Annotated in this window: 25 protein-coding genes; 14 read left to right on the top strand and 11 right to left on the bottom strand. The window is 54.7% G+C overall.

Going from position 1 to position 23600, the window contains the following annotated elements:
* Positions 1-395 precede the first annotated feature (395 nt).
* Positions 396-740, top strand: a complete 345-nt coding sequence (locus tag AC6IZD_RS12725; RefSeq protein ID WP_497787584.1) for a response regulator — start codon at positions 396-398, stop codon at positions 738-740.
* A 70-nt stretch (positions 741-810) separates the two neighbouring features.
* On the opposite strand, the gene AC6IZD_RS12730 is transcribed toward AC6IZD_RS12725, so the two are convergent.
* From AC6IZD_RS12730 to AC6IZD_RS12750, 5 genes are all read right to left on the bottom strand, one after another.
* Complete coding sequence (locus AC6IZD_RS12730) at positions 811-2910, bottom strand: PAS domain-containing protein (RefSeq protein ID WP_497783689.1); 2100 nt, start codon at positions 2908-2910, stop codon at positions 811-813.
* A 2-nt stretch (positions 2911-2912) separates the two neighbouring features.
* Positions 2913-4538, bottom strand: a complete 1626-nt coding sequence (locus tag AC6IZD_RS12735; protein WP_497783690.1) for a chemotaxis protein CheB — start codon at positions 4536-4538, stop codon at positions 2913-2915.
* A 603-nt stretch (positions 4539-5141) separates the two neighbouring features.
* Positions 5142-5447, bottom strand: coding sequence for an ATP-binding protein (locus AC6IZD_RS12740; protein WP_497783691.1), 306 nt, complete (start codon positions 5445-5447; stop codon positions 5142-5144).
* Between the two features lie 432 nt (positions 5448-5879).
* The gene (locus AC6IZD_RS12745; RefSeq protein WP_497783692.1) at positions 5880-6332 is read right to left on the bottom strand and encodes a PIN domain-containing protein; all 453 of its coding nucleotides are present in this window, start codon (positions 6330-6332) and stop codon (positions 5880-5882) included.
* A complete protein-coding gene (locus AC6IZD_RS12750) occupies positions 6304-6861 on the bottom strand; it encodes a hypothetical protein (protein ID WP_497783693.1) in 558 nt (185 codons plus the stop codon). The genes AC6IZD_RS12745 and AC6IZD_RS12750 overlap by 29 nt, the downstream gene beginning before the upstream one ends.
* A 709-nt stretch (positions 6862-7570) precedes the next feature.
* Between AC6IZD_RS12750 and AC6IZD_RS12755 the strand changes: the two genes are divergently transcribed.
* The 4 genes from AC6IZD_RS12755 (at position 7571) to AC6IZD_RS12770 (ending at position 11537) form a co-directional block, all read left to right on the top strand.
* Positions 7571-8203 (top strand): hypothetical protein, encoded by a 633-nt coding sequence (locus AC6IZD_RS12755; RefSeq protein WP_497783694.1) that lies wholly within the window; start codon positions 7571-7573, stop codon positions 8201-8203.
* A gap of 89 nt (positions 8204-8292) precedes the next feature.
* Positions 8293-8739 carry a hypothetical protein gene (locus tag AC6IZD_RS12760; RefSeq protein ID WP_497783695.1) on the top strand — a complete coding sequence of 149 codons (447 nt, stop codon included), beginning with the start codon at positions 8293-8295 and terminating at the stop codon, positions 8737-8739.
* Positions 8723-10243 (top strand): ATPase domain-containing protein, encoded by a 1521-nt coding sequence (locus AC6IZD_RS12765; protein ID WP_497783696.1) that lies wholly within the window; start codon positions 8723-8725, stop codon positions 10241-10243. The genes AC6IZD_RS12760 and AC6IZD_RS12765 overlap by 17 nt, the downstream gene beginning before the upstream one ends.
* Positions 10215-11537 (top strand): two-component system sensor histidine kinase NtrB, encoded by a 1323-nt coding sequence (locus tag AC6IZD_RS12770; protein ID WP_497783697.1) that lies wholly within the window; start codon positions 10215-10217, stop codon positions 11535-11537. The genes AC6IZD_RS12765 and AC6IZD_RS12770 overlap by 29 nt, the downstream gene beginning before the upstream one ends.
* 405 nt (positions 11538-11942) lie before the next feature.
* On the opposite strand, the gene AC6IZD_RS12775 is transcribed toward AC6IZD_RS12770, so the two are convergent.
* The 3 genes from AC6IZD_RS12775 to AC6IZD_RS12785 form a co-directional block, all read right to left on the bottom strand.
* The gene (locus AC6IZD_RS12775) at positions 11943-12179 is read right to left on the bottom strand and encodes an RNA polymerase sigma factor (RefSeq protein WP_497783698.1); all 237 of its coding nucleotides are present in this window, start codon (positions 12177-12179) and stop codon (positions 11943-11945) included.
* The gene (locus AC6IZD_RS12780; RefSeq protein ID WP_497783699.1) at positions 12176-12607 is read right to left on the bottom strand and encodes an RNA polymerase sigma factor; all 432 of its coding nucleotides are present in this window, start codon (positions 12605-12607) and stop codon (positions 12176-12178) included. The genes AC6IZD_RS12775 and AC6IZD_RS12780 overlap by 4 nt, the downstream gene beginning before the upstream one ends.
* 343 nt (positions 12608-12950) lie before the next feature.
* Complete coding sequence (locus AC6IZD_RS12785; RefSeq protein WP_497783700.1) at positions 12951-13631, bottom strand: lipid-binding SYLF domain-containing protein; 681 nt, start codon at positions 13629-13631, stop codon at positions 12951-12953.
* 381 nt (positions 13632-14012) lie between these two features.
* On the opposite strand from AC6IZD_RS12785, the gene AC6IZD_RS12790 reads away from it, so the two are divergent.
* On the top strand, positions 14013-14795 hold the full coding sequence (locus AC6IZD_RS12790) for a Crp/Fnr family transcriptional regulator (RefSeq protein ID WP_497783701.1): 783 nt from the start codon (positions 14013-14015) through the stop codon (positions 14793-14795).
* Between the two features lie 50 nt (positions 14796-14845).
* Here AC6IZD_RS12790 and AC6IZD_RS12795 read toward each other — a convergent pair whose 3' ends face one another.
* The 3 genes from AC6IZD_RS12795 to AC6IZD_RS12805 are packed head-to-tail and all read right to left on the bottom strand — an operon-like array spanning position 14846 to position 16287.
* Complete coding sequence (locus AC6IZD_RS12795; RefSeq protein WP_497783702.1) at positions 14846-15058, bottom strand: hypothetical protein; 213 nt, start codon at positions 15056-15058, stop codon at positions 14846-14848.
* A gap of 46 nt (positions 15059-15104) precedes the next feature.
* Positions 15105-15992: a hypothetical protein gene (locus AC6IZD_RS12800; RefSeq protein ID WP_497783703.1), complete on the bottom strand. Its 888-nt coding sequence runs from the start codon at positions 15990-15992 to the stop codon at positions 15105-15107.
* Positions 15958-16287, bottom strand: a complete 330-nt coding sequence (locus AC6IZD_RS12805; RefSeq protein WP_497783704.1) for a hypothetical protein — start codon at positions 16285-16287, stop codon at positions 15958-15960. Before AC6IZD_RS12805 ends, AC6IZD_RS12800 begins: the two co-directional genes overlap by 35 nt.
* Positions 16288-16491: 204 nt before the next feature.
* Between AC6IZD_RS12805 and AC6IZD_RS12810 the strand changes: the two genes are divergently transcribed.
* The 8 genes from AC6IZD_RS12810 (at position 16492) to AC6IZD_RS12845 (ending at position 23294) form a co-directional block, all read left to right on the top strand.
* Positions 16492-17202 carry a response regulator gene (locus tag AC6IZD_RS12810; RefSeq protein WP_497783705.1) on the top strand — a complete coding sequence of 237 codons (711 nt, stop codon included), beginning with the start codon at positions 16492-16494 and terminating at the stop codon, positions 17200-17202.
* The gene (locus tag AC6IZD_RS12815; protein WP_497783706.1) at positions 17202-18833 is read left to right on the top strand and encodes a B12-binding domain-containing radical SAM protein; all 1632 of its coding nucleotides are present in this window, start codon (positions 17202-17204) and stop codon (positions 18831-18833) included. The genes AC6IZD_RS12810 and AC6IZD_RS12815 overlap by 1 nt, the downstream gene beginning before the upstream one ends.
* 369 nt (positions 18834-19202) lie before the next feature.
* Positions 19203-19700, top strand: a complete 498-nt coding sequence (locus tag AC6IZD_RS12820) for a YqaA family protein (protein ID WP_497783707.1) — start codon at positions 19203-19205, stop codon at positions 19698-19700.
* Between the two features lie 832 nt (positions 19701-20532).
* Positions 20533-20994 carry a hypothetical protein gene (locus AC6IZD_RS12825; RefSeq protein ID WP_497783708.1) on the top strand — a complete coding sequence of 154 codons (462 nt, stop codon included), beginning with the start codon at positions 20533-20535 and terminating at the stop codon, positions 20992-20994.
* A gap of 28 nt (positions 20995-21022) precedes the next feature.
* The gene (locus AC6IZD_RS12830; RefSeq protein ID WP_497783709.1) at positions 21023-21436 is read left to right on the top strand and encodes a hypothetical protein; all 414 of its coding nucleotides are present in this window, start codon (positions 21023-21025) and stop codon (positions 21434-21436) included.
* Positions 21437-22102: 666 nt separating this feature from the next.
* Positions 22103-22267, top strand: coding sequence for a hypothetical protein (locus AC6IZD_RS12835; protein WP_497783710.1), 165 nt, complete (start codon positions 22103-22105; stop codon positions 22265-22267).
* 87 nt (positions 22268-22354) lie between these two features.
* Positions 22355-22579 (top strand): 30S ribosomal protein S21, encoded by a 225-nt coding sequence (gene rpsU, locus AC6IZD_RS12840; RefSeq protein ID WP_497783711.1) that lies wholly within the window; start codon positions 22355-22357, stop codon positions 22577-22579.
* Positions 22580-22979: 400 nt separating this feature from the next.
* Positions 22980-23294: a hypothetical protein gene (locus tag AC6IZD_RS12845; RefSeq protein WP_497783712.1), complete on the top strand. Its 315-nt coding sequence runs from the start codon at positions 22980-22982 to the stop codon at positions 23292-23294.
* Positions 23295-23600 lie beyond the last annotated feature (306 nt).

Below are 23600 nucleotides of genomic sequence, written 5' to 3' on the forward strand. Positions count from 1 at the left end.
GCAGTCGCACGTTCGCCATCGGGAATGTTGTCAGAGCTGGTCCTCCGACTTCGGCCTGTCATAGCCGATAGCAGTGTACTTGCTGCCGCGGAATAACAGGGCAGAACAGCAGATGGCCTGCCGCCTGGCTGAGGCAATCACAAAGAATGTGATGAGCATTCTGCACTATGGAGAGGAGTCGGTCTCTGCACCGTGCTCGTCGTGCCCAAAAGGCCCACCTCGCGACAGCAATGTCAGCCTCTCGGCGAGGATGCGGCGAGCACGAAAGAGGCACGCACGTGTTTAGTGCTAAATTCATCTACTTGTTTCGTCCATTCTGGCGTAAAACTTCCCCAATTTTGTGACGAGGCTTTCGCTGCGGAGGAACGCATATTTCCTCTTCTCTGACAGTCTTTATCGTTGACGACGAAACTCTAATCGCAGACACGTTAGCTGTGATCCTGCGGAATTCTGGGTACACTCCTCACGTCGCGTACAACGGTAGACAAGCTCTCAAACTCTTGGACACCGAAAGTCCGCATTTGCTTATTGCCGACGTGATGATGCCGGGGATGGACGGTGTCGAGCTTGCAATTGAGATTAAGAAGCGGTGTCCGGAGTGCAAGGTACTGCTGTTCTCGGGTGCGGCTAGCGGCGACGTTGTTATTGCGAAGGCACGTAACGAGGGCCATGAATTCACCTTCCTCTCCAAGCCTATTCACCCAGCCGATTTACTGAAGTCAATTGGGAAGACGTACTAGCTACTGACCTGTCTGACCTGAACACCGAAATGAAATCAGTTGGCCTGTCTGTGAAAGATAACGCCAACAGTTAGCTGCTTTGTTTGGCTTGATCTGGCAAAAACACGGAGAAGCATGTGCCACCTTGTTGCTTGCTGCGGACATGAATCGTTCCGCCCATGCGCTGAACAATCGCATTCACGATCCAGAGTCCGAGGCCAACTCCCTGCTCGCCTTTGGTCGTAAAAAACGGGTCGAAGATGCGCTCACGAATGGCCGCAGGCATCCCCGAACCATTGTCAGCTACAGTAATGCGAAGACCATGTACCCCGGGGCTATTCAAACGTCGCGAGCGGGCAGCCCGTACAGTGATCGCCCCCTGACAGTTCAGAGAGTCAATAGCGTTGGCGATCAGCGTCGTGAAGATCTGCCGAATCTCGCCGGGATATCCAACGACGGGACCATCCAAAGAGTAGCGCTTCGTGATTGTCACGTCTTTCTTGCGAAGGTTCTCCCCATGGAACTCCAGGACTCTGTCTAACAGTTCCTCGATATTGATCGAGGTTGGTAACTGTGATTCCCGATAAAAGCTTAGAGACTGCTTGGTCAGGTAAACAACCCGGGAAAGCAGCTTCTCGGCCTCGGATACATGCAGGCGATCTTGTTCGCTGATTCCTGCGGAACTTCCCACTAGCGCCAAGAAATTCGTGATTCCCTGCAACGGATTGTTGATCTCGTGAGCCAAAGACGCGGCCATGCGTCCGGCGACGTTCAGCTTTTCCGATCTGATTAGAGCAGCTTCTGCAAGCTTGCGTTCCGTGATGTCCTCGATCGCGACGAGAATCATCGGTGGAGCATCATCAGCCTGGATCAGCGCTCGGGCATTGATCAGCATGATCCGGCGCCCGATGTGCGGAAAGTCGTGCTCCACATGAAAGTTGGAAATTTCAGATTTGCTCTCCAGCAGGGTTTGGAGCGATCTGCGGAGATCCGGAATGTTCCAAGCCCCGTCGGCCAATTCATGGAAGAAATGGTTGACTGCTGCTCCGTGCGGCACATTGAATGCACGCAGAAAGGGAGTATTGGCGGCGATGACGCACAAGTCGGGATCAAGCACGAGCAGAGGCTCTCGCACTGTATCGACAATTCCGCGAAGAAATGCGCTCGATTTCTTGAGCTGCTCGTTGAACTTCTTGATAGCGTCAATATCGATCAGGTTGAGCACAACCCCGTCGATCCTGTTCTCGATCGTGCGATAAGGGTGGATCTGCAATGAGTACCAGTGTTTCCGCTCATCCTCCACTTCGTGCTCAGTGGGCTGGAGACTTTCGATGACCTGACGAATCGCCGGTTCAAGGTCAGGCATCGTCACATTCAGCCTGAGGTCAGAAATCGGCCGCCCAATATCACTGGCAGCCACCTTCAACATCTTTTCTGCGGTTGGCGTAAAGCGGCGGATGCGCAGGTCCCCGTCCAACATGACCACCGGCAGGCGGGTGCTGTTCAGCAGATTGGAAATGTCATTGCTCAGTTCGTTGAGTTCAACATTGCGGTGACGCAGTTCCTCGTTTACGGTGTTCAGTTCTTCGTTGGTGGATTGCAGTTCCTCCTTGGATGTCTCCAACTCCTCATTCGTGCTTTGCAGTTCCTCATTCGAAGATAAAATCTCTTCGTTAGCCGACTGAAACTCCTCCCGAGTTGCCTCTTCCGATTCGATGGCATCATGCAGCGCCTCTTGCGCCGCAGCTAGTTCCTGTCTCAGCTTCTGGACTTCGCGGCCGTTCACGGAGTCGGTGCTTGTGCCCTTGCGGCGTGATTCGGAGACGGCCGCCTTGGATGACTTTCCGACCTCGAAAAGTACCAGGTAGAAATGTTCCTCAGGAGAAGTTCGAGTTCCCGCCAGTGGAGCCACAGTGATGTCCAGAAGGCTCTTCTGCCCATCTTCCTCGAAAGCCACGTTACTCTTGCGGACGGGGAGCCCTTTCTTCTTGGCACCATTGATCAAGGTGCGCAATTCGCGAGCTAGCCCCTGCCGCGCCAGTCTTAGAACGTTGAGAGTGGGCCGACCGGGTGCGGGCTCCAAGTATGGCGCTGTACGTCCCCTGAACTGGACAACCTCCAGCGCTCCATTGATTACGACTCCTACCGGCGCACGATTCCTCAACACAAAACGGTCGGCTTCGGCTTGCACGTCTAGCTCGTACGGGGAAGTCCCCTGAACCTCCGCCCGCCCGAGGGCTGGGAGCACTCCGCTCTCGACGGGTGATCGTAGCTGCGAGAAGTCGTAATGCAAGCGCGAAGCGACTGGATTCTTGGCGAATACCTTGTGTTTCTTGTCAGTGGCGGAGAACAGAGAGGAAACGCGGAGACGCTTTCTGAATTGCCTAAGAACAGAAAGCCGGTGGGACGCAAGGCGTAATGCAGAATCGGGATCATTCGCTTCTGCAGGGCCGGTCCCATGTAAATGAGCATGTTTCGGCACGCCACGAGGTCCATTTGGGAAAACGGCGGGTCGTTGGCCACATTTTGCCGTGCGAAGACGCACATTTCGCGAACTGCCTTGACCACCCGATAGCCTTCATCCGTCTTGATAAAGAAACGCCGCAAACGCTCAGCGGACACATCATCGACAATGTGCTCGCTGGACACTCCAGCCCGCGCCTTCTGAATTCCTTTCTCGTTCAGGTCTGTGCCGAACAATTGAATCTGAAAGTCTGCGGCCCGGTCGCCCAGAAACTCGAGCAGCGTTATCGCCAGCGAATAGGTCTCTTCGCCGGTAGAACATCCCGGCGCCCACATTCGAATCGAACGATTGTCGCCTTTAGCCTTCAGGATAGCGGGATAAATATGACTCTTCAAAAACTCGAAGCTCTCCGGATCACGGAAAAAACTGGTCACATTGATAAGGATGTCGTCGTACAGGTTCAGAACTTCTTCCGGGTGATCCTTCAGGTGTTTGGCATATTCCGCCAAGGACTCATACCTGAGAATTGCCATGCGGCGTACGGCGCGTCGGTGGATCGTATTCGGCTTATACTGGCCGAAGTCAACGCCCCCGCTTCTCTTGAGTAGCTCGGTGATCTCTTGGAACGCGTCCTTTGCGGCGGGCGCTGGCTTTTCCTTCAGACCGCCTTGTTGTTTGGCATAGGGATGGCGCTTTATCCGTTCGAGTTCGTGTGCAATCTCCCGGGGTGGCAGCACGAAGTCAATGCAACCGGATGCAATAGCGCTGCGAGGCATGCCGTCGTACTTCGCCGTGGCTGGGTCTTGGGCAAAGTTCAGTCCCGCTTCTGCCTTGATGGCCTCCACGCCGAGAGCGCCATCAGAGCCGGTTCCTGAAAGGATGACGCCAATCGCTCCGCTCTGCCGGTCCTCAGCCAGGGAACGCATGAAAAAATCAACCGACAGATGCTGCCCTCGGTGTGATTCCCGCGGCGACAGAACGAATCTGCCCTTGGAGATCGCCATGAAGGCGTTGGGCGGAATTACATACACCCGGTTCGGCCTGACCTCGACGTCGGGCTTGACTTCTTCAACATGCATCTTTGTTGTCTTAGAGAGAATTCCAGACAGCATGCTGTGATGTTGAGGATCGAGATGCTGAATCAGTACAAAAGCCATCCCGGTGTCGGCGGGCAAGGCGTGGAAGAATTCTGAATAAGCATCCAGACCGCCAGCCGACGCTCCGATCGCGACGACAGGGAACGAAGAGCCCTGCACGACGAATTCAGCAGCGTTATCCTCACTGAAAGTCTCAGACTTCGCTTTGGATGTGAGAGAGCTCGCTCTTGCTGGGCGAGAGCCTCGACGGAGTGCCATTAGAAGTCTCCAGGCTTGCAGCGGGACTTGTGCTAGGGATTATATACCGCGGGCGTCAGCGCACGATTCGTCACGCAATTGCTTAGGAAGCCCGACCAGCACCACACTGTCTTCCGCTCTAGGTTTGACTTCCCCACCTCCCGCGCGTAGGGTTCGTAGTTGGGGTATGGCTTCCAGCCCTCGATCAGACTTACTGAGCTAGGTCGGTCTCTCTGCATTGCTTCCCACCTCAGCCTTCTTTCTCCAGATGAGCAGGTTGACCTGAATCGCAACGTAGACGCGGTTGGGAGCGTGCGAGAAATGAGGTTTTGTGCCGATCCAGAGTACTGACAGAGCTGCCATAAAGGTCGAAATTGATCGACTTCACCAGATCGCAGGCAAGGTTGACAACAGCGTAGGGCGGGGCGTTTCACGGCGCATCCTAGAGCTTGAGCAAAGACTCAAGCAGATTTTCAAGCTACGTCCTGCCGGGTAGAGATATTCGAGATGCGGTTGCGGCGTAGCAGAGTGCACAAGTGAATGCGAGCTAGAGCGTGTAACAAATCGTCGTCCGGGGCACCGATGAAGGCAATTGCAACAGGTAGTGATAATCGAGAGATTTACTCAGATCCGGTAGCCTGAAGGCGGGAGGGCTGGGGGATTCTCTAGCGTGCCTCTGGGATCTAGCGGAGTGAAAATCGAGAACACGGTGCCGCTCCTTTCGGGCTTTGTGGAAGATCGAACGCGAATAAGTCCGCCATGCCTTTCAATGATGCCTTTGCTGACCCACAACCCTAGTCCGGTCCCCCGAGATCCCTTCGAGGAGGCGAAGGGTTCGAATAACTGAGTCTTGATCTCCGTACTCATGCCTTGGCCGTTATCCGCCACGGTTACTCTTACGCCGTGTTGACCCCTGTTGGCATGCACCACGTCCGCTCGCGAAGAACAAGGCGACCTCCAGCGCGGCTCGCGTCCAAGGCGTTGCCGATCAGATTCACGAATACCTGTCGAAGCTCGCCAGGGTTGCAGAAAACCTTTGCCGCGTGTTGTGAAACGGCGCTCGGCAGAAATCTGTAAATTGGCGATCCGGCTCTGATAAAGCGCAAGTACGGAATCCAGGATCGCGGAAACACTTGCTGCTCTTTCGTCTCGCTCTTCTTGTTGAAGCTGAGCGTTTATCTGGCGATCTCAGCGACTCGGGCCAGCTCCTTGCCGATGCGGGTAATGTCGGATCGCGGCGATTCAGCAATTTCAAGAACTCGGCCCGGCAACCCGATCTGCCGGTTGCGCACGATACGAATTTTGCCCCAGCGAACTGATATCGGACTGCGGACGCTCCGGGCCTTCATGAAAATGTTCCGTTCAGGAGCGACGACGTACCGCTGACGGGATCGACTGCGAAGGAGAGATGACCTTTGCACGAAGCTTGCTTTGAGGAAAGTCTCGAGGATTCAAGGTCACAATGAATGCGGCGTTGCCGGTCTCCGCACAGGCGCAAAATGGATCATCGTTCGGGTCGGGAGATATGGATGAAGTTTTGCGGAGCGAGATTTCAACTCCTTCCTCTCGAAGCAAGTTAATGAAACTGCCGATAGTTGCTGATTGAACTTTGCAGCGTTTCAGAATTTCCTTGTACTCGGCGAGAATATCCTCCGTGTACAGCCATTGAAAATGGCCTTCCTCGATCCACTTCAACAGCAAGATGCCGCTATCGGTCTCAGGATGCAATGGCGCGCCGCGAAACGCGGCCGCGCCTGCAATCACGACAGATGTATCTACAACCCCTTTAGGCAGTTCTTTTTGCTTGCGCGACAAGTTTGATCTCCGGCTGTTTCTTTCGCTCACTCCGATAAGTTCTTATCTTCTTCAGAATGTCCTGGTCGGAAATCGCGCCGATCTCATTGCCAGCCTGTTGTAAGGTCGTCAGGAATTCTTCCTTCCATCCCCGTCGCTTGCGGCCTCGAGGAAGGTCGCACATAGTCTCTGCGAGTGGCATGCCTTCTTCGAGTTCCTTCTTCAATTCGCTCAGCGGTATTTTGATCTCGATCGGGGACCGCCCCTTTCCAGGACTCGACGTCAAAAGCAGATCATCCCAGTTTGTCGTGATCAGATTCACGCGTGAAACTTCTTTCGTTAATTGTGCCAGGTATTCTGTCGCTGGACGGAGCGAGGCTTTTACATAGAAAGCCACCTTCGCCTGCAACAGTAGATTTGAATCAAACCAGAAAACGTCGGCCCGCCTCCGAGGCCGCAGCACACCGAGCTGAACGAAATTCTGCAATTCTTTTGGAGGAACACCGAGAACCGCGCTCGCCTGCTTGAGTTTCAATTGAACTGCTTGCATAGACATCTCCAAATTTCCGTCTACAGTTTAGACGATAAATTACGGAAATGCGATCTAGAATCTAGTTGGAATAGTATTCTTGGAATCGATCCGGAGCCTCGGAAAACCGTGGGGGCAACACGTGGGGCAACAAAAAGCGAACAAACGGCGAATTGCTCAATATTAGCAATGCCTTAGAGATACCGCCTTGTAACCGGTAGCGCTGCCAGCTAATCTGCCTTGTTGTGCCTTCATCTCGACACCGCCATCACTGCTTCAACGTAGCAGGTGATTGATATCGCACACGACCCCGCCCCGGAAATGCCGATCTGATCTTTCGCCGAATTGCTTCGAACCTCAGCGGGTGTCCCGACGGCGCGCTCAATATGCCTTCGCGTTGACATCGGCGGGGCCGTACCTCTTGCGCGCTGGACGGGCATGCAAGCCAAGGCGCTGAGCCCAGGGATTCCAAAAGCTGATCGACACTGACAATCTCTGTAATGTCCCCGCGGCCTCTGCCCTAAATCGGGAAGAGGCGGGATTAGTCGGCTTCATTGAGTAGAACGGCGACATGCACGCACCCAGCCCACTTTTGAGCGTCGTGCTACACGACTGATCCCGAACTTTGTCTTTCGGTCGTCTTCTGGGAAAGGGATAAAAAACGAGCATACAATCGCAACAGGTGTAGGATTCAACCCCACGGTTCGCTGGACCATTTGCAAGCCGACGAATGATGCTGTCGTCACAAACTCGAGATTTGGCCCGGCGGCTTCTTGCTTCCGAAGCTGTCGCGGGCAGCGCCTCCAAGCCAATGTCGTCTGCGGCCGTTCGCGTCTGTGAAAAGTTGCGCCCGCCAGTATGCGCATTCGCGGGAGTTGAGGGTTATCGGTCGCTTCTTTCTCGTGCTCTGAAACTGGCCCGTGCTGAAGCTCCCAGCCTTAGCTCAGTGCAGATCACGAACGATGGATACTTGCAAGACTCGCGCGTGATCGAACCGCAAGATGATCGCGATGACGAGGGAGCAGTCATTCTCATCGCGCAGTTACTTGGGCTGTTTACTACCTTCCTTGGCGCAGCATTAACGTTGCAACTGGTGCACGATGCATTCACTGACGTCAAGGTCACGACTGAAGCAGAAGCTCCCATCGCTTTTGAGATCATTCAGCAAGAAGTTCAACAGCTCAAGAATGTCAGCGACCGCCTTGTGTTTCTGGCGGACCAATATCCCGTTGTGGAAGACGCATTAATGACGATTTCGGGGAACATCCGTGACACGGCTACCCTGCTGGACGTATTTATTCGCATCAGAAGCAAATCTAGCGGAACGTCGAAGGACACAACGGGACAACAATATAAGATGTGAGCATCTGCAGAAATCTTGACACGTAGTTGAAAGAAAACGAGTAGCATCGAGACTCACGCCGTCCGGGTTCCCCTTTGCACGCAAGCGAAATGATGATTTCTCCAGAAACGCGAGATTTGGCCCAGCGGCTTCTTGCCTACGAGGCGGCCGTCGGCAACGCCTCCGCGGCAGTGGAGCCGGTGGCTGTTCGCGTCTATGACAAGCTGCGCCGGCCCCTATCTGCACTCGCCGGAGTAGCCGGTTTTTGGGCGCTCGCGTCTCGTGCGCTGGCGCTGGCCAAAGCGGAAGCTCCCGATCTTAGCTCTGCGCAAATAATGCCGGACGGATCCTTGCAGGGGCTCGCCGAGGTTACGCCGCAAGTCAAGCAAGGCCAGAACGGCGACGGCGGCACCATTCTCATTGCCCATTTACTCGGGCTCCTTTTTACCTTCATCGGCGGAGCGTTAACTTTGCGGTTGGTGCAGGATGCTTGGCCGGATGCAGCCTTGAACGGTCCCGATTCGAGGAACGAGAGAAAAGATGAACCCAGAAGATAAAGTCACAATACGGAAACTACCGACCGGAGTTCCGGGGCTCGATGAAATCGTCGGGGGTGGTTTCCCCGAGTTCTCTTTCAATATCATCGCGGGCGCTCCGGGAGGCGGCAAGACCACGCTGGCGCACCAATTTGTTTTCGCTAATGCCACCCCGGAGCGTCCTGCGATCTATTTCACTGTCCTCGGCGAGCCCGCTATAAAGATGCTGCGATACCAGCAGCAGTACACATTCTTTGATCAGACGAAGTTGGCCAGTTCCGTCCGTTTTATCAACCTGAGCCAGGTCGTATTGGAGAAGGGCCTGGACGCGGTTTTCGAAGAGATCACCAAAGAGGTTGAGAAGTCCAGCCCCGCCTTTGTGATCGTGGACTCGTTTCGTACGATGTTGCGGAAGCCGCAGGGCAGCGAGCGCGAAATGGAATTACAAGCCTTCATTCAGCGCTTAGCCCTGTTCTTGGCCAGTTGGCAGGCTACAACATTTCTGGTCGGCGAATACGCCGAGGATGAGCTGCGCGATAATCCTGTGTTCACCGTCGCGGACGGCCTATTTTGGTTGAGTCAATCGGCGGAGAGAAATTCCGTTGTACGGAAATTGCAGATTATAAAGCTGCGCGGACAGGCCTCCGTTCCCGGCTTGCATACGTTCCGGATTACCGAAGCCGGGCTGCAAGCCTTCTCGCGTACTTTTGGACTGACTGGACACCAGAGAAACCCACCCGGCAAGCGGCGCCTTTCCCTCGGCATTCCTGAGTTGGACAAGATGCTGGGTGGCGGCATTCCCGAAGGCGATAGTGTCCTCGTGACCGGTGCTTCGGGAACTGGAAAGTCGGTATTAGCAACTCAATTCATTGCCGAAGGCCTACGCCAGGGTGAACCGGGCATTGTGGCCGTCTTTGAAGAACGACCGCAAGCGTATGCAGACCGGGCGGGCAGTTTTGGTTTGGACTTGGAAACACCGCAGCACGATGGGAAACTCGTGATCCTCTATCTCCGTCCTCTGGATCTCTCGGTGGATGAGACCATGCACTCGATTCTCGACGCGGTTCGGAAGATTGGCGCCAAGCGTTTGGTAATCGATTCGCTGGCGGGCTTTGAGATGGCGCTTTCGCCGGGCTTCCGCGAGGATTTCCGTGAATCGCTCTACCGGATGATCTTCGCTCTGACCGGAATCGGCGTAACGATCCTAAGCACGGTCGAGGTGGATGAGTCCTTTACCGAGTTCCCCTTCAGCACCTACTCGATCTCTTTTCTCACCGATGACATTATTCGGCTTCGGTATGTATCCATCGACGGCCAATTACGCAAGATCATGGTCATCGTTAAGATGCGCGGGGGCAATCACAGCAGAGACATTCGCGAATATGAAATTACCTCTAAGGGAGTAATCATCGGCGAACGCCTCACAGATTATCAACGTCTTATAACGGGGATCCCTGAGCGCATATATCGGCTTGGTCAGAGGGGAGAGGTGTCCCGTGAACCCAAAGCCAAGAACAAAAGCTGACTACAAGACCGCGAATTCCGGACGCAGCCCCAAAGGTCCTGATCCGGCACCTTATCTGCCCGGCCTGGGACATTCAATCTTCGAGGGTTCGCCCCTACCGATCACCCTCCTGGTGGGGCCCAGCCGCGTGGTGCGCTACGTTAACGGCGCCTTCCTTCGAATGACAAACAAATCCAAAGACCAGGTCATCGGGGTACCCTTCGCCGAGGTGATGCCAGAAGACGCGTGCTTGCCTTTCTTGGACCGAGTCTATCTGACGGGAGAAGCCGAAATTTATACCGGACAGGAAAACTCTGGCGCTCACTCATTGTATTGGTCTTATGTACTTTGGCCGATTCTCGGCCCGGATGCGCGTCAGGTGATGGGGGTCGTGTTCCAGGTGACAGAGACCACGCGTTTTCACCAGCAGGCAACCGCGATGAATCAGCAGTTGCTGCAATCAGGGCTGCGGCAGCATGAGCTCACGGAAGAGGCGGAGAGGCTGAGCGCCCGACTCCAGATGGAAATCGCGGAGCGCAAGAAGATGGAAAAGGCGCTGCTAGAGAGCGAAAAGCTGGCTGCGACGGCGAGACTCGCTCACACAATGGCTCATGAGATCAACAATCCCTTGGCAGCGATTACAAACCTCACTTTTCTACTCTCCCCACTGCAAACCAGTCCTGAAGCACAAGCTTACCTTGCCACTCTCGACCAGCAGTTGAGGGGACTGAGTCGCATTGCGACCCAAATGCTTAAATTCAATCGCGACCACAGTAAGCCGACCAAATTCAGCTTGGGAGAACTGCTCAACGAAATAGCGGATTTCTATAGAAGTCAGGCCGACGAGCGAGGCGTGGTTGTGAACCGGTGCATCGAGGCAGAGGGACTGATCTCGGGCTCTCGAGGCGAAATCACACAGGTCATTACGAACCTTTTGCTCAACGCGCTCGCCGCTACACCCAGAGGCGGGCAGATCAGCTTCCACCTGTATCCTGCACCTCCCTGGCTTTGCGAAGCTCGTCATGAATGTGGTTATTGTCTTGCGGTTGCCGATAGTGGGACTGGCATTGATCCACAACTTAAAGCGAGAATCTTCGAGCCGTTCTTCACAACGAAAGGAGAGAAGGGATCTGGGCTGGGGCTGTGGCTGAGCATGAGTATCGTCAACCGCTTACACGGCTCGATACGCGTCTGGAGCACTCGACGCCCGGGCCGTTCGGGAACCTGCTTTTCGGTTTTTCTGCCTGCCCATGGAGAGAACTTCGCGCCGTTTCGTCGCAGATTACGAGCGGTAGATTTGTCAGCAGAAACCTAGCCGCTCTTCCCTACGCTTCCCTCTTCTCTAGCTGGCGAGACTATCTCACTACAACTCCTCTGACCCCAGCGAATAGAAGGCACCCCGACCAAGAAGCCTTCGTGGTGGTTCAAGAACCTCAGCATTACGTTGCACGATCACTCTCAGATCAGGAGCTTTCTGACCGCCGACTTTGCCCGATAGCACTCGACGAGAGGCAACGATGAGGACTGCCAACCATGCCCGTTTGAGCACTGAATACCGGAACAAAGCGCCCTCCTCTGCTTCTTCGTTTTGTTGATTCACCTTCCCGCTCGACAGTTTGCTCGCAAGTCGCGATCATCGGTTAGCCTAAGCTGAACCAATGGCCGCATCGTGAAACCCGCAACTACGAGACGCACAGACGCGCTCAGTCAACGGTTGGTCTTAGGCGGCGTCGACGGCAGTAAATGCGTCTCCTCCGGCCAATTGAGCCATATCTCGCTGGTTATTCATCTGCATCGCCTTGTTTCGCGCGTGTTCAGCGCGAGAGAAGTAAAGCACATCACGCAATTTCAGCCGCGCTTTGTGAAGTTGCGATTTGCTGTTGCCGATAGAACAACCAAGCATCTCGGCAATTTCATTGTGCTCATATCCCTCGACGTCATGCAGCACGAAGATCATGCGATCCCGGGAGGGAGAATATCAATGGCCCGATCCGAAACAATTCGGTCGATGGAGCCTTGGAGGTTGTTGTCTTTCGTTCCGTGCTCTCTTTTGGGGAGCTCCTCCTCATTCACCTCCAGCGCCTCATCGAGGGAAATCTCTTGAGGTCGCCTCTTGCGCATGTGCATTAGGACGATGTTGGTAGTGAGGCGGTGCAGCCATGTTGAAAACGCCGAATCGCCACGAAAAGTTGCTATTTTGCGGTGGAGTTGGAGGAAAGCTTCCTGTGTGAGGTCTTCAGCCATCTCTACATCACGGACCAGGCGAAGGCAGAGCGAGTAGACACGCCTCTTGTGAATACCGTACAGAAGTTTGAAACACACTTCATCGCCTAGCTTGGCCTGCGCGATGGCTTCGGTTTCCAATAACGACTTTGTTGCTGTCATGGAACGTCCCTCAGATGCACACAGGTTGGAAGGTTGTAATTGGGAAGCTAATCCAGCAAGAGTGAACGTACGCTACGCCCGAACTGTGGATACGAGATGAAGGCCTTCAAACGGTTTGCCATGCCCGCTGGCCAGACCCCACCAGGTTGAAGGTCAATAGCGCCGAATGCCATGATGGATAAAACCTCCGCCTATGTGGAAGCTGAACCCAAACAGCCACAAGATCCCAAGAAACACAGAACTTGTCCAAAGCACTTCTCTTTCTATCCCAGATCGTGTCCACTCCTATTCGTGTGCACCCGAGTGTTGAAGCCCTTCTCGGGTGCACTCGTCTCGGCAACGACTACTTGTCTGCGGCTACAGCCTGGCCTTTTGCGGTTTTCACTGCTGCCAGGAACGAATTGGCCGCGGCCGGCGCTTTCACTTTCCCCAGAAGCACGGCGTTGGTGGTGACACGAGGGCCGTAGAAGGTCTTCATGGAATCATCGTCCCGGCGAACGGAGGCTCCGTTAACCGTGATCCCGGCAAAGGCACCCCTGGCTCGCGAGTAGGTCAGGATCTCTGTCTCCATCTTCCAATTCGTATTGGCTGAAGCGTGACGTCCAACGGGTCCTGCCGCCGCCGATGCATCTGCTCCAACCTGGAACTTGCTCGCCAGCAGTTTCTGCATGCCCTTTTCGTTCTGGATGATCATCACGAGATCCACGCCTTGGACACCGATCTGCGCTCCCCAGCTGCCGCCTGCGACGGTGAAAAATGCTGGTGCACTCCAGCCCTCGGCCGTTCGACAAGTTGCAACACCTCTGCCGTGCGCGCCCCCGAATACAAAGCCACCTTTGATCATGTTCGGCACAACGGCTACGCACTTTGCGTGATCAAGAACTTCTTCTGGAATGCCGTTATCCGGCGCTGCCATGATCGCTTGCATCACTTCGCCTGCCTTTTGAAGGCGTTCGGTCGATGACTCACGATTTGACTGCGCCCAACTGAAGCTAGTCATCCCGAGCAACGCAATTACCAACATAAATTTCTTCACAGTTCCACCCTCTTCTACCTGCGCCACATCCTTGCGCTGATCGCGTTGCGCGTGCGAGGTACTTCTGAGGTTAGCTAAGGGGGAGCGCGACCGTCTGAGCTATTGTGCTCAGTGGCCAGCGCACGGCCGCCGGCGCAGCAGAGTGGCTCACAACGAATTAAAGGAACAGGATTGATCATCATTCCAATGCATCTAATGGTTTAAGACTTCTGGTTTAAGACTTCAGGAACTACCTTCATGCTTGCCGGTTAATGTTTACCCTCTCCAAAGGGCAAGGAACCTTTTGAGCAACAATGCTCAAGTACCCTCGCCGGGATGAGCTATACTCCGCGCTGCATCTAACGGCTTGAAGTTTGCTAGGAGCTTCCAATGGCCGTCAAACAGCCGCTCGCAACAGTCAGTAGCACTCGCAAGAATTCAAACAAGACGCGCGCCCGACAGTGCGCAGTGCTCGCCGATCAAGCGCCATTGAGTGCTGCAAGCGTGGGTGCGTCTGATTCACTCTCAGGTACCATCCCATTCGAACCACGGCTGTTTCTGACACAGCTCACGTCTGGAAAGACAACTCGTGAATACCACGTCGGTGAATTCGTCTTCTCGCAGGGAGACGCTGCGGATGCGGTGTTCTACATCCAGAGCGGCAAGGTCAAGCTGACGGTTGTGTCTAAACGGGGCAAAGAAGCCGTTGTCGCCATCCTGCTGGAAGGCAGCTTCTTTGGCGAAGGCTGCTTGGCCGGCCAAAAGGTTCGCATGTCAAGCGCCAGCACAGTTCAGCGGAGCAACATCATTCGAGTGGAGAAGGCGGTGATGTTGAAGATGCTGCACCAGGAACCGGAATTTGCGGAGCGCTTTCTCGCCCACCTGCTTTCCCGGAACATTCGCATGGAAGCGGATTTGGTAGATCACCTCTTCAACTCCAGCGAGAAGCGCCTTGCGCGGCTTCTTCTGCTGCTGGCCAACTTCGGCCAGGAATCCCAGCCCATACCCGTTGTCGCGAAGATCAGCCAGGAAACACTGGCCGAGATGATCGGAACGACCCGATCGCGGGTCAGCTTCTTCATGAATCGGTTCCGCGATATGGGCTTCATCGATTACGACGGCGGTGGCATGCACGTCCACAGTTCGCTCGTTAGCGTCGTTCTCCACGACTAGGAAAAGGCCAGTCGGTCAGGATCTCTCAGCGGAAATACTGTTCACCGCGATCACATCATGGGTGACTTGAGGTCGGGGCGGCCCTGTGGTTTGTTGCGTTTCTTCGGACGCCGAGAACCCTTTTGAGTACCGTCGAAAGCTGCGTCGCGGGCCTTTGCCACGGACTGCTCATCGGAAATCATCTTTTTCGATGCCCGGAGCGTCTCTGCCTCTTTCGCGTTTACACGTCCGACGATCTGCCGGTTTTCACCTGTGTCTGCCATAGCCTGAACATCCTTTCTCTCAAGTCCAATCGCAAGACTGTTTCGCTTAGTGCCGCGGATGAATTCTTTGACTTGTGGAGCCGATCGTAGCCTCGATAGGCTGAGTGCCCGCGGTGCCTGTAGTCACATAGTCCTCGTAGTCGATGCTCAATTCCGCGCGCCCACCAAGTCGAATCGTCGTGACGCTACGGTTGTGGGCAGGAAGCCAGAAGTCGCTCACCTTGGTGTACTCCTGCAGGATTTCTGTCTTCGTGGTCCAGAAAGATGGGTTCTTTGCAGGCTCGGCCTGCAGTCGCACTACGGCGAAATCCTCCGCGTCGACCCATATACGACCGCGGTAGAGAAACTTGTCCTTTGTCCGGGGCGCTACGCTAAGAACGTACATCAGACCGGTTGGTCCGGTTTCGCATCCGATCAGCGCAAAGAGATAGTTGTCGGTGCTGAGTGCTGAGCGCCGCTGCACATCCGGGTCCATCGCCTCCTTTTCTGCTTCCAACAGCTTCTTGAATACCTTGTCGATAATCACCTTCGCGCCTGTCGACGACTCAACGGTGAATTCCTTCGTCGCGGGTGATACGTACCTTGCGCTCACAATCATTTCGGCGTTACGAGTTCCTGGGAACCCGTGGTATTGAACCCGGTAGATTCGGGTTCCTTGATACGAGCGAAGCGCTTGGGCTCGCCGACGATTCATATCCGTCAGGTTTTGAATCACTTGTTCTGCTCTGAGTGAAGCCTCGGGAATCGTGGCGCAACTGTTCGGTTCTTGAGCCTGAGCGGACTGCAGCGGTCCCGCGCAGAGCGACAACGCGAGGGTCAACAAAGCAATGAGAGATTCCTGTCGAAGGTCTGAGGTCCCCACACGACGATAGATTCCACGCAGGTGCATAACGTCGTCTTCAGCGGGCTCGATATTTTGCAACAGCGTCAGCATGCCGATGCTTGGGAGTGAACGATTCCAACGCGACGATGAACAACGTCAGGAGAACTCCATTTGTGACCAAATCTGTTTCCAGAGATATGGCGAGAGGCAAGACCGAACTGAACAAACCAGCGATCGCAACAACTATGGGGATCCAGATCCAAAAGAGCTTAGCGGACTTGTCCTCGCAAACGAGAACCCGGACAACTGCCACCCAGATGCCGAGAGTCAACACGACGAATGTCACGCTCACCATGGATGATCCTGATTCATAGGAGCGCTCAACCGGGAGTCTGATCAGCGCCAATATTGTCTGACTTCATTGTCTGACTTCAGCGCGCTGAAAACTGGTCAAGATTGACCAAACGTGATTTGCCCGCCAGACACGAACATCGAGTGGCTGTAATCAATAAATTCTGCCCTGAAGTGAGCAAAAGTGAACAGTTATGAACTTCCCGGGAATGCGATGGTATGCACTGACAGAAGCTTCGTGGTAGAAGGCGGGCCGTCCATGACCAACACCTCCAAACACCGCATCCTTGTGGTCGACGACGAGCCGAGCGTTCGCGAGGCGTTCGCAGTGTTGCTCACCGATTCAGGATACGAAGTCAGTACAGCTGAACACGGCTTTGACGCTCTTCTGCGACTCAGGAGCGCTACCCCAGATGTCATAATTTCGGACCTGAACATGCCCCAGATGTCGGGATTTGAGTTCCTCTCTGTTGTGCGTCGCCGCTTTCCTGAAGTTACGGTGGTCGCCAGCAGTGGAGCTTACGAGAAGGGCGATCAAGTCCCAGGAGGAGTTATCGCCGACGCTTTCTACGCCAAGGGACAGCATCGTCCGGCAGAGCTGTTGAAGATTGTCGCCGAATTGATCGAGACCAGAACCACGAGCGCGGTGAACCATCAACGCCAGTCAGCACCTGTGTGGATACCGCGCAACGGTAAGGACTCCAAGGGAGTCCCATACACAGTTTTGACCTGTACAGATTGTCTTCGATCATTTCCATTGAGAGTATCGCGCAATAACATTCAGGAAGTTCAGGAAACGCCCTGCCTCTTTTGCGCAACCCCCGTCCGATACATCGTCGATTTCTCTCTCGCCGTTAAATCTCCAAAGCACGACATAACAGCAGAAGAAAACCCAGGAAAGGTGAAGAGCTCCAAAGCAGATACTGCTCCGAGCCCAGCTTCCGTTCGCACACACCTTGATTCTCACTGATGCATGCCGGCAGCGTGCAAGGCGCGTTTGGGCCGGCTAGGACTCACCTGATGAAGGTTCACCTGGTTAATCCGAGTGACGTCTCGTTTGGAACTGCCGTCATTACACCTCGATGGCTTTACGTGATCGCCGCCGCCACGCCGAATTCGTTTGGGGATCCGCTACTCGTGGACGAAACGCTGGAGCAAATCGACCCGCAGCAGATTCAAAAGGGCGACGCTGTCGGCATCAGCATACATACGGGAAATGCGCTACGCGGCTATCAAGTTGGCAAAATGGCACGCGAGCGTGGTGCTTATGTGATATTTGGCGGAATTCACGCAACCCTGTATCCAGAGGAGGCGCACGAACTCGGCGGTGCGCACGCGGTAGTGAAAGGGGACGGGGATGTTGTTTGGTCACAAGTGCTGGAGGAGTGTTTGAACGGCTCTCCCAAGCGCATTTATGAGGGCGGCCGAATCGACGCATCCTCGTTTGTGCCGGCTCGTTGGGATCTGATTCCGCGCAAGTCGTATATGTGGGCTTCCGTGCAAACAATTCGGGGGTGCCCCAAGCATTGCTCTTTCTGTTCCGTGTGGCGAACCGATGGCCAGCGTCCGCGACAACGATCCTCCGACGTGGTAATCAAAGAGGTCGTTGAGTTGCGGCGCTTGGGCTTTCGCTTTATTGCACTCGCAGATGACAATTTCTATCCCGTAAGCCTCTCTGACTTAAAAATGGCGGCGCGCCAGAACCCGGTACGGCTCCACGAACTCAACCGCATCCGCGCAGAGCGATTTGAACTCATGTCGCATTTGGCGCAGCTGCCGCCGGACACGGTCTTCTTCACCCAGATCACGATGGAGGCTGCCGAGGATCCGCAGTTTCTGGAGGCAATGAAAGCGGCGCACATCAAGGGTGCGCTCGTCGGAGTCGAGTCGGTCACTCCTGAAGGCTTGAAGGACGTCTACAAGGACTTCAATCTGGCAGGAGAAAATCTGGTGGAGCGCCTTCAGACCTTTCGCCGTCACGGTGTTCATGTGCTTGGCTCCTTCATCTTTGGGCTACCGAGCGATCGGCCGAGCACATTTGACGCCACCGTGGGCGTTGCCCAGAGAGCGGATCTCACCTTTGCTCAGTTTCTGATGTTGACGCCCTTCCCCGGCACAGTGGACTTCAATCGCTGGGAGGCAGCCTTCGGAACCGATGTCCCCGAGGTCGCGGGTGTTCCAATTACAAGGCGTTGGCTCATTCCGCACGCAATGCGGCCCAAGCTCTACTCTCCACATCCGCTCATGTCAGCCGAGGAAATACGTAAACGCACGCAAGAGGTTTGGGACACCTACTACAGTTGGCGCTCCATTTGGAAGCGTTCCTACTTCCTGCGCTCGCTCAAAGGCCGCCTCGCGTTCCTCTTGATTTCTAGAATCTATCGTCAGATGTACGCCGACACCGGAATAGCGAGCGACAGCGCGCGTGTGGCTGGGGCGGCTCGTTGGGCACGCTGGCTGGCCAAGCCGTGCCGACAGCTATTCGCGGGGCGACCGCTGCCATATTTGCAAGTACCCAAAAGCGGAGACGAACACGCAGCGGCGGACAGGGCAGCAAGTGAATACGTGCGTCCTGAATCTCCGCTGAAGATTCGCGCGTAACTTTCTTCAGGGAGTCCAGCACCTCACTTGTTGCAGTTCTCCGTTATGAGCAATCTGGACCAGTGCCACACACGTCGCGACCTGATCCCTTTTAGCGGTCTTTCGTCTGAGTGCACTGGCGACGAACGCAACCCTCGCATCTCAACAATAGACCACAGACTTTTGGGATCTGAACTCTTCTCCCACTGATTGAGAGTTCCCCTGAGGCAGAATGGCATTGGCGTGAGAGAAATTCTGACTCTCGATCTCGTTGCACTCGTAGCACCCACAATGGCCCGGAGCATTAAACACTGGATACACTCCCTTGGTGGACTGGGTTTTATTCCTCTCGGGTTACTCGACAATTCCGTGATCCCACTTCCCGGAAGCATGGACATTCTGACAATTTTCCTCTCGGCTCAAAAGCAGCAGTTGTGGCTTTATTACGCTTCAATGGCAACGATTGGTTCGGTACTAGGAGGCTTCGTCACCTATCGGCTCGCGAGAAAAGGTGGACATGAAACGCTGGCGCGACGGTTTCCGCCGCACACATTGAAAAGGGCGTATGACATCTTCAGCCGTTGGGGCTTCGGAGCCATCGCCGTTCCCGCATTGTTGCCGCCGCCTTCGCCCATGCTTCCATTTCTGCTCGCGGCCGGGACCATGCAGTACCCGCTCAGCAGATTCCTGTTCGCGCTGACGGTAGGCAGAATGCTCAGGTACGCGATCCTGGCGTTCTTGGCCGCCCGTTATGGACGGCAGATGCTCGCTTTGATCGCGCAACACTCCTATCCAGCGCTCTTCCTGATCATGTCTCTGGTTGTTACGGCTGCTGCTGCGCTCTTCCTGATTTTTGTCGGCAAGAAACAGCACAGGGCTAAGAACTAGCCCCCTCGATCTCTCTCGATCAATGTCACGCCACCCTGCCCGCGGCCGCTGTGAGCGATATTGCTCAGAACTTCTTGGCGAATCTAGTTACGGTTAAGCATGGGCGGTTGAACCACAACATTCCGGCACAAGTTCGAGGAGGTCTGAGATGACGCTCAGAGGCTGGGTCACAACGCCGATTTACACACATGGCGAACGATGGAGGCGAAAGAGCATGCACTTCGAACGTGAGCCGACCCCCTTAGAGGCACAGGGACGGTTGGGTGAGCAATGCGAAGAGGAACTCCGGGACAAACACGCGGGCTCTCGAATGGACGACGATGGCTGTCCGAACGCCGGACGCACCTCTTCAGGTGAAGCAACCGAAAAGGAGAGCCAGAGCTCGTGAACTGCAGGGCTCTTCACGATATGGATCATCCAGTCAGAACTCTGCTCTACGAGGTATTTATACTTGCGCCCTTGCGGTTGCTGCAGAGGGTGTTCGACGCGAGCGAACGTATCGTCAACTGCTTGTCAGATCTCGTTACTCGCTACAAAACTTCGCGAGCCCCGCGGACTGGGAGGGTGAAGGCGAAATGAAGGGAGGCCAACCTTGCGGTGTTACTGGGAAAAGGTGGGCATACTCGGCCCAATCTATGACTCGCTAAGCCAAGGCTTCAGTGATCGCGAAATCGCAAGCAAGTTGAACATTCCAGAAGTCAAAGTACGCGGCTGCATTTCCTGGTTGTTGCATTTTTTGAAGTGCCAGACGAGGGCGGAGCTGGTTCTCTACGCTTTGTCCGCACAACAGGGGACGTGGGGTCTGCGAGCTGCAGCATAAGAGGAGTACGTCATGACGATCCTTACCAATCCGCATGCGATGGAGCAGGCCCAGCTCGACCACGCTTTGCAATACGCTGTGGTCCAAAGCTGGGATGATTTGATGCCGGATCGAACTTCAGGAGCGATTCATATCGAATACGAGACCGGCGATGACGGATCTCTTGATTTCGTGAAAATCTGGTCCTCAACGGTCAGGGGCCACTGGAACCTAGTCTGTGAGTTTTGGGTGCGGCCGCTTTGGTCCAATGCCACTGGCATACGCTTTGCCAACGATTACTACTCCGCAGACCTCGCGCGCACCCTGGAGTTTGTAATCAAGCATGCAGACGCATTCGCGAAGCTCCCTCATCGGCCTGGATTCCTTCAGGTCTCTCCGCCGACAGAAGAGGAACGAAAAGAAGCACAACGCTGGACGACGGTGGCCTTCAATCAGGACGGCGCGCTGCCGAAAGACCAGGACGTCGCCGCGTGATTCGCTAGCCCGAGAGGAGCTTACATTTATGGACGAATCTTCGAGCCTCAAAGCAGGATCTATGCTGATCCGGGGAGATTTGCTGTTGCCAAAGTTACTCAATGCAAGAGTAAACGCGTACTTGCTCGGTTGGCGGTCCGTTGGAAACCTCGATAGCTATGGCTTGAGCCATATGCTTGACACGGTTGGACTGCACCTCTTCTTCGTTGTCGGACAGGTCAAAAGCGTGGCTTTTGGCTGGGGAGAGAACTCTCTCCGAAGAGCCGTCAAGCGAGTTGCGGAAAAGGTCGGAAGGCTCGAGTTGAACTGTCTCGAACTGACCGAAATAAAAAGTAAGCATTTCCTCGGCGTGCCGTACTTCGCGCTTACAGCGCACACTTATCACATTCAACGAGGCCGGGAAATGCAAAACACGGAACAGCGCCGACTAGCGCTCCAATAGGACGGAGACATTGTTCCACCCGCCTCGGCAAGCGGAATCTCCGAAGTAGTGTTGGCGACATCGTCTTTCGAACGCATTCGCCCAACCCAGTTTGATGAGCTGTTTCGATTAGTTGCGACTGGAGTGTCCAGCCGGCTCAATATCGGTGCTCACGATGTTTTCGTGTGTGCAACGTTTCTCGAGTATCTTTCCGATGTTCAACCCGTATCGCTTGGATTACTAGGCAGGCCCTTTGCTGCGTGCGTATTCCGGTTCGGCACCTTTGACAAGCGTCGCACTGTCTTCTGCTCTGAGTTTGACATCCCTTGCCCCCAAGCGTAGGTTCGCAATTGAGGAATCTCTTCCAGCCCTCCAACAGACTTTCTGAGCTAAGTCAGGCTCTCTGCAATGAATCTCACCTTAGCCTTCTCCGACGCGACACTTCCGGAGGTCCTTGGTTTGCTCGTCAAGTCTCTATTACGCTCAGGCCAAACACACTGAACGAATTCAATACGATGCTTGAGAACGAGATAGTTCCGCTACTGCACAAGTAGCCAGGTTCAACGATGAACCTGCAATCCACAGCGAAGGTTGAGCGCACGTGACCGCGATCAATCTGTGGAACAGGAAAGAGGACGCAGGCTAGTACGCCCCCCGGAGTGGGAGCGTGCGAGAAATGAGGGGTTTGTGCCGAACCAGAATATTGACAAAGCTGCCATCAAAGTCGAAATTGATCGACTTCACCAGATCGCGCACAAGGTCGACAACAGCATAGGACGGGGCATTTCAATGCGTATTCTAGAGCTTGAACAAAGACTCAAGCAGATTTTCAAGGTACGTCCTGCCGCGTAGCGATATTCGGCCACATTTTGTGATTGTCGCACTTTCTGAAGTGCCGGACGCGTAAAGGAGTAGTTATGACGCACGTTACGAATGTGCATGCGATGGAAGCGGCTTGGCTCGATCGGGCCTTTGAATACGCTGTGGTCCAAAGCTCTGCGCCGGTTCAAGCGCAAGGTGCAGCAGGAAGACATCATCAAGGATGTTAAGCGTCACTCCTACTATTTGAAGCCGGGCGAAAGAGCCACGCTAAAACAGGCACTGGCGCGCAAGCGCGCGCGAAAGAAGAATCATCGAGAACAACCTTTTCGCAACGATTCCTAGACGCAGGCACTTACATCAGGTGCTTGCTGCATGCACGCGACGTGAGCGGTTCGGAGGTATTCAAGGTCCAACACTTGAGCGCGTCTTCTAATCGGCAAAGGCGGAAAGGGTCGTGAGATGTAGCGTCGGCTCGTCGGAAGCTCCAAATCGCTGGTAGTACGGCTGACGCAGCAGATGTTAACCCAACTCTTTGAAGGCAGAATTGATGATTAAACCTAAATGCGTCTGCGAACATGAGAGGCGAGATCACCGGCGCCCCCCAAATGGTAAGAGTAACTTCGGCGAATGCAAAGTTTGCTTGTGCCCGATGTACGAGAAATACGTATCTCCGGCAGTCACTCGCACGGAATTCAGCGATCATTCTTCCTTGCGGAGCGATGCGCCTTTGATCGAATGAATTTTGGAACGTCTGGAACGCAAAGAAAGCCCGCAAGGCCTGAAGGTAATCGAGGAAGAGCTGCATTGGTTGGGTGAAGATTCCATCACGCATGAGAGACTGTTGCGCGCCCTAGAGGTCGAAGTTAAAGAGCCTCACCCACGAATCGAGAGTGTCGGCGAAGGCGTTTACTGGCTGGCTGACAAGCGCACTCCAAGCGGATGGACACTCTTCGGCGACGAACGAATGCTTCCTTGTTTCTATCGGGAATATCCTCCCGACATCTCATGGGAAAGAGTCGATCAGCCCGAAAATATTCTGCATCCACCGAAGATATAAGCGACTATTTGGACGGCAAGGCTCGCGCGATACTCCATGCGCCAGCGCGCTCTCGTGCGTTGTAACTGGCTGCGGCCACGCTGGCGTTTGCCCAAGCACTCTGTGCGCGACTTCTTCCCCCTCTGATGTTTCGACATGGCCTATGCGTCTCGCAAGTCAACCGAAACGGGATGCGGACCTCACCGCAGTAGGTCAAGAAACTTGACCTATTACGGGGGCGCTACCTGAGCAGCAACATAGGTATATATGCATTGCGAAGGTTGCTGAATCGCACTGGAGGGATAGGCAGATGTGGGGGCAACAGGT

It is taken from the genome of Koromonas humicola (genome assembly GCF_059726255.1).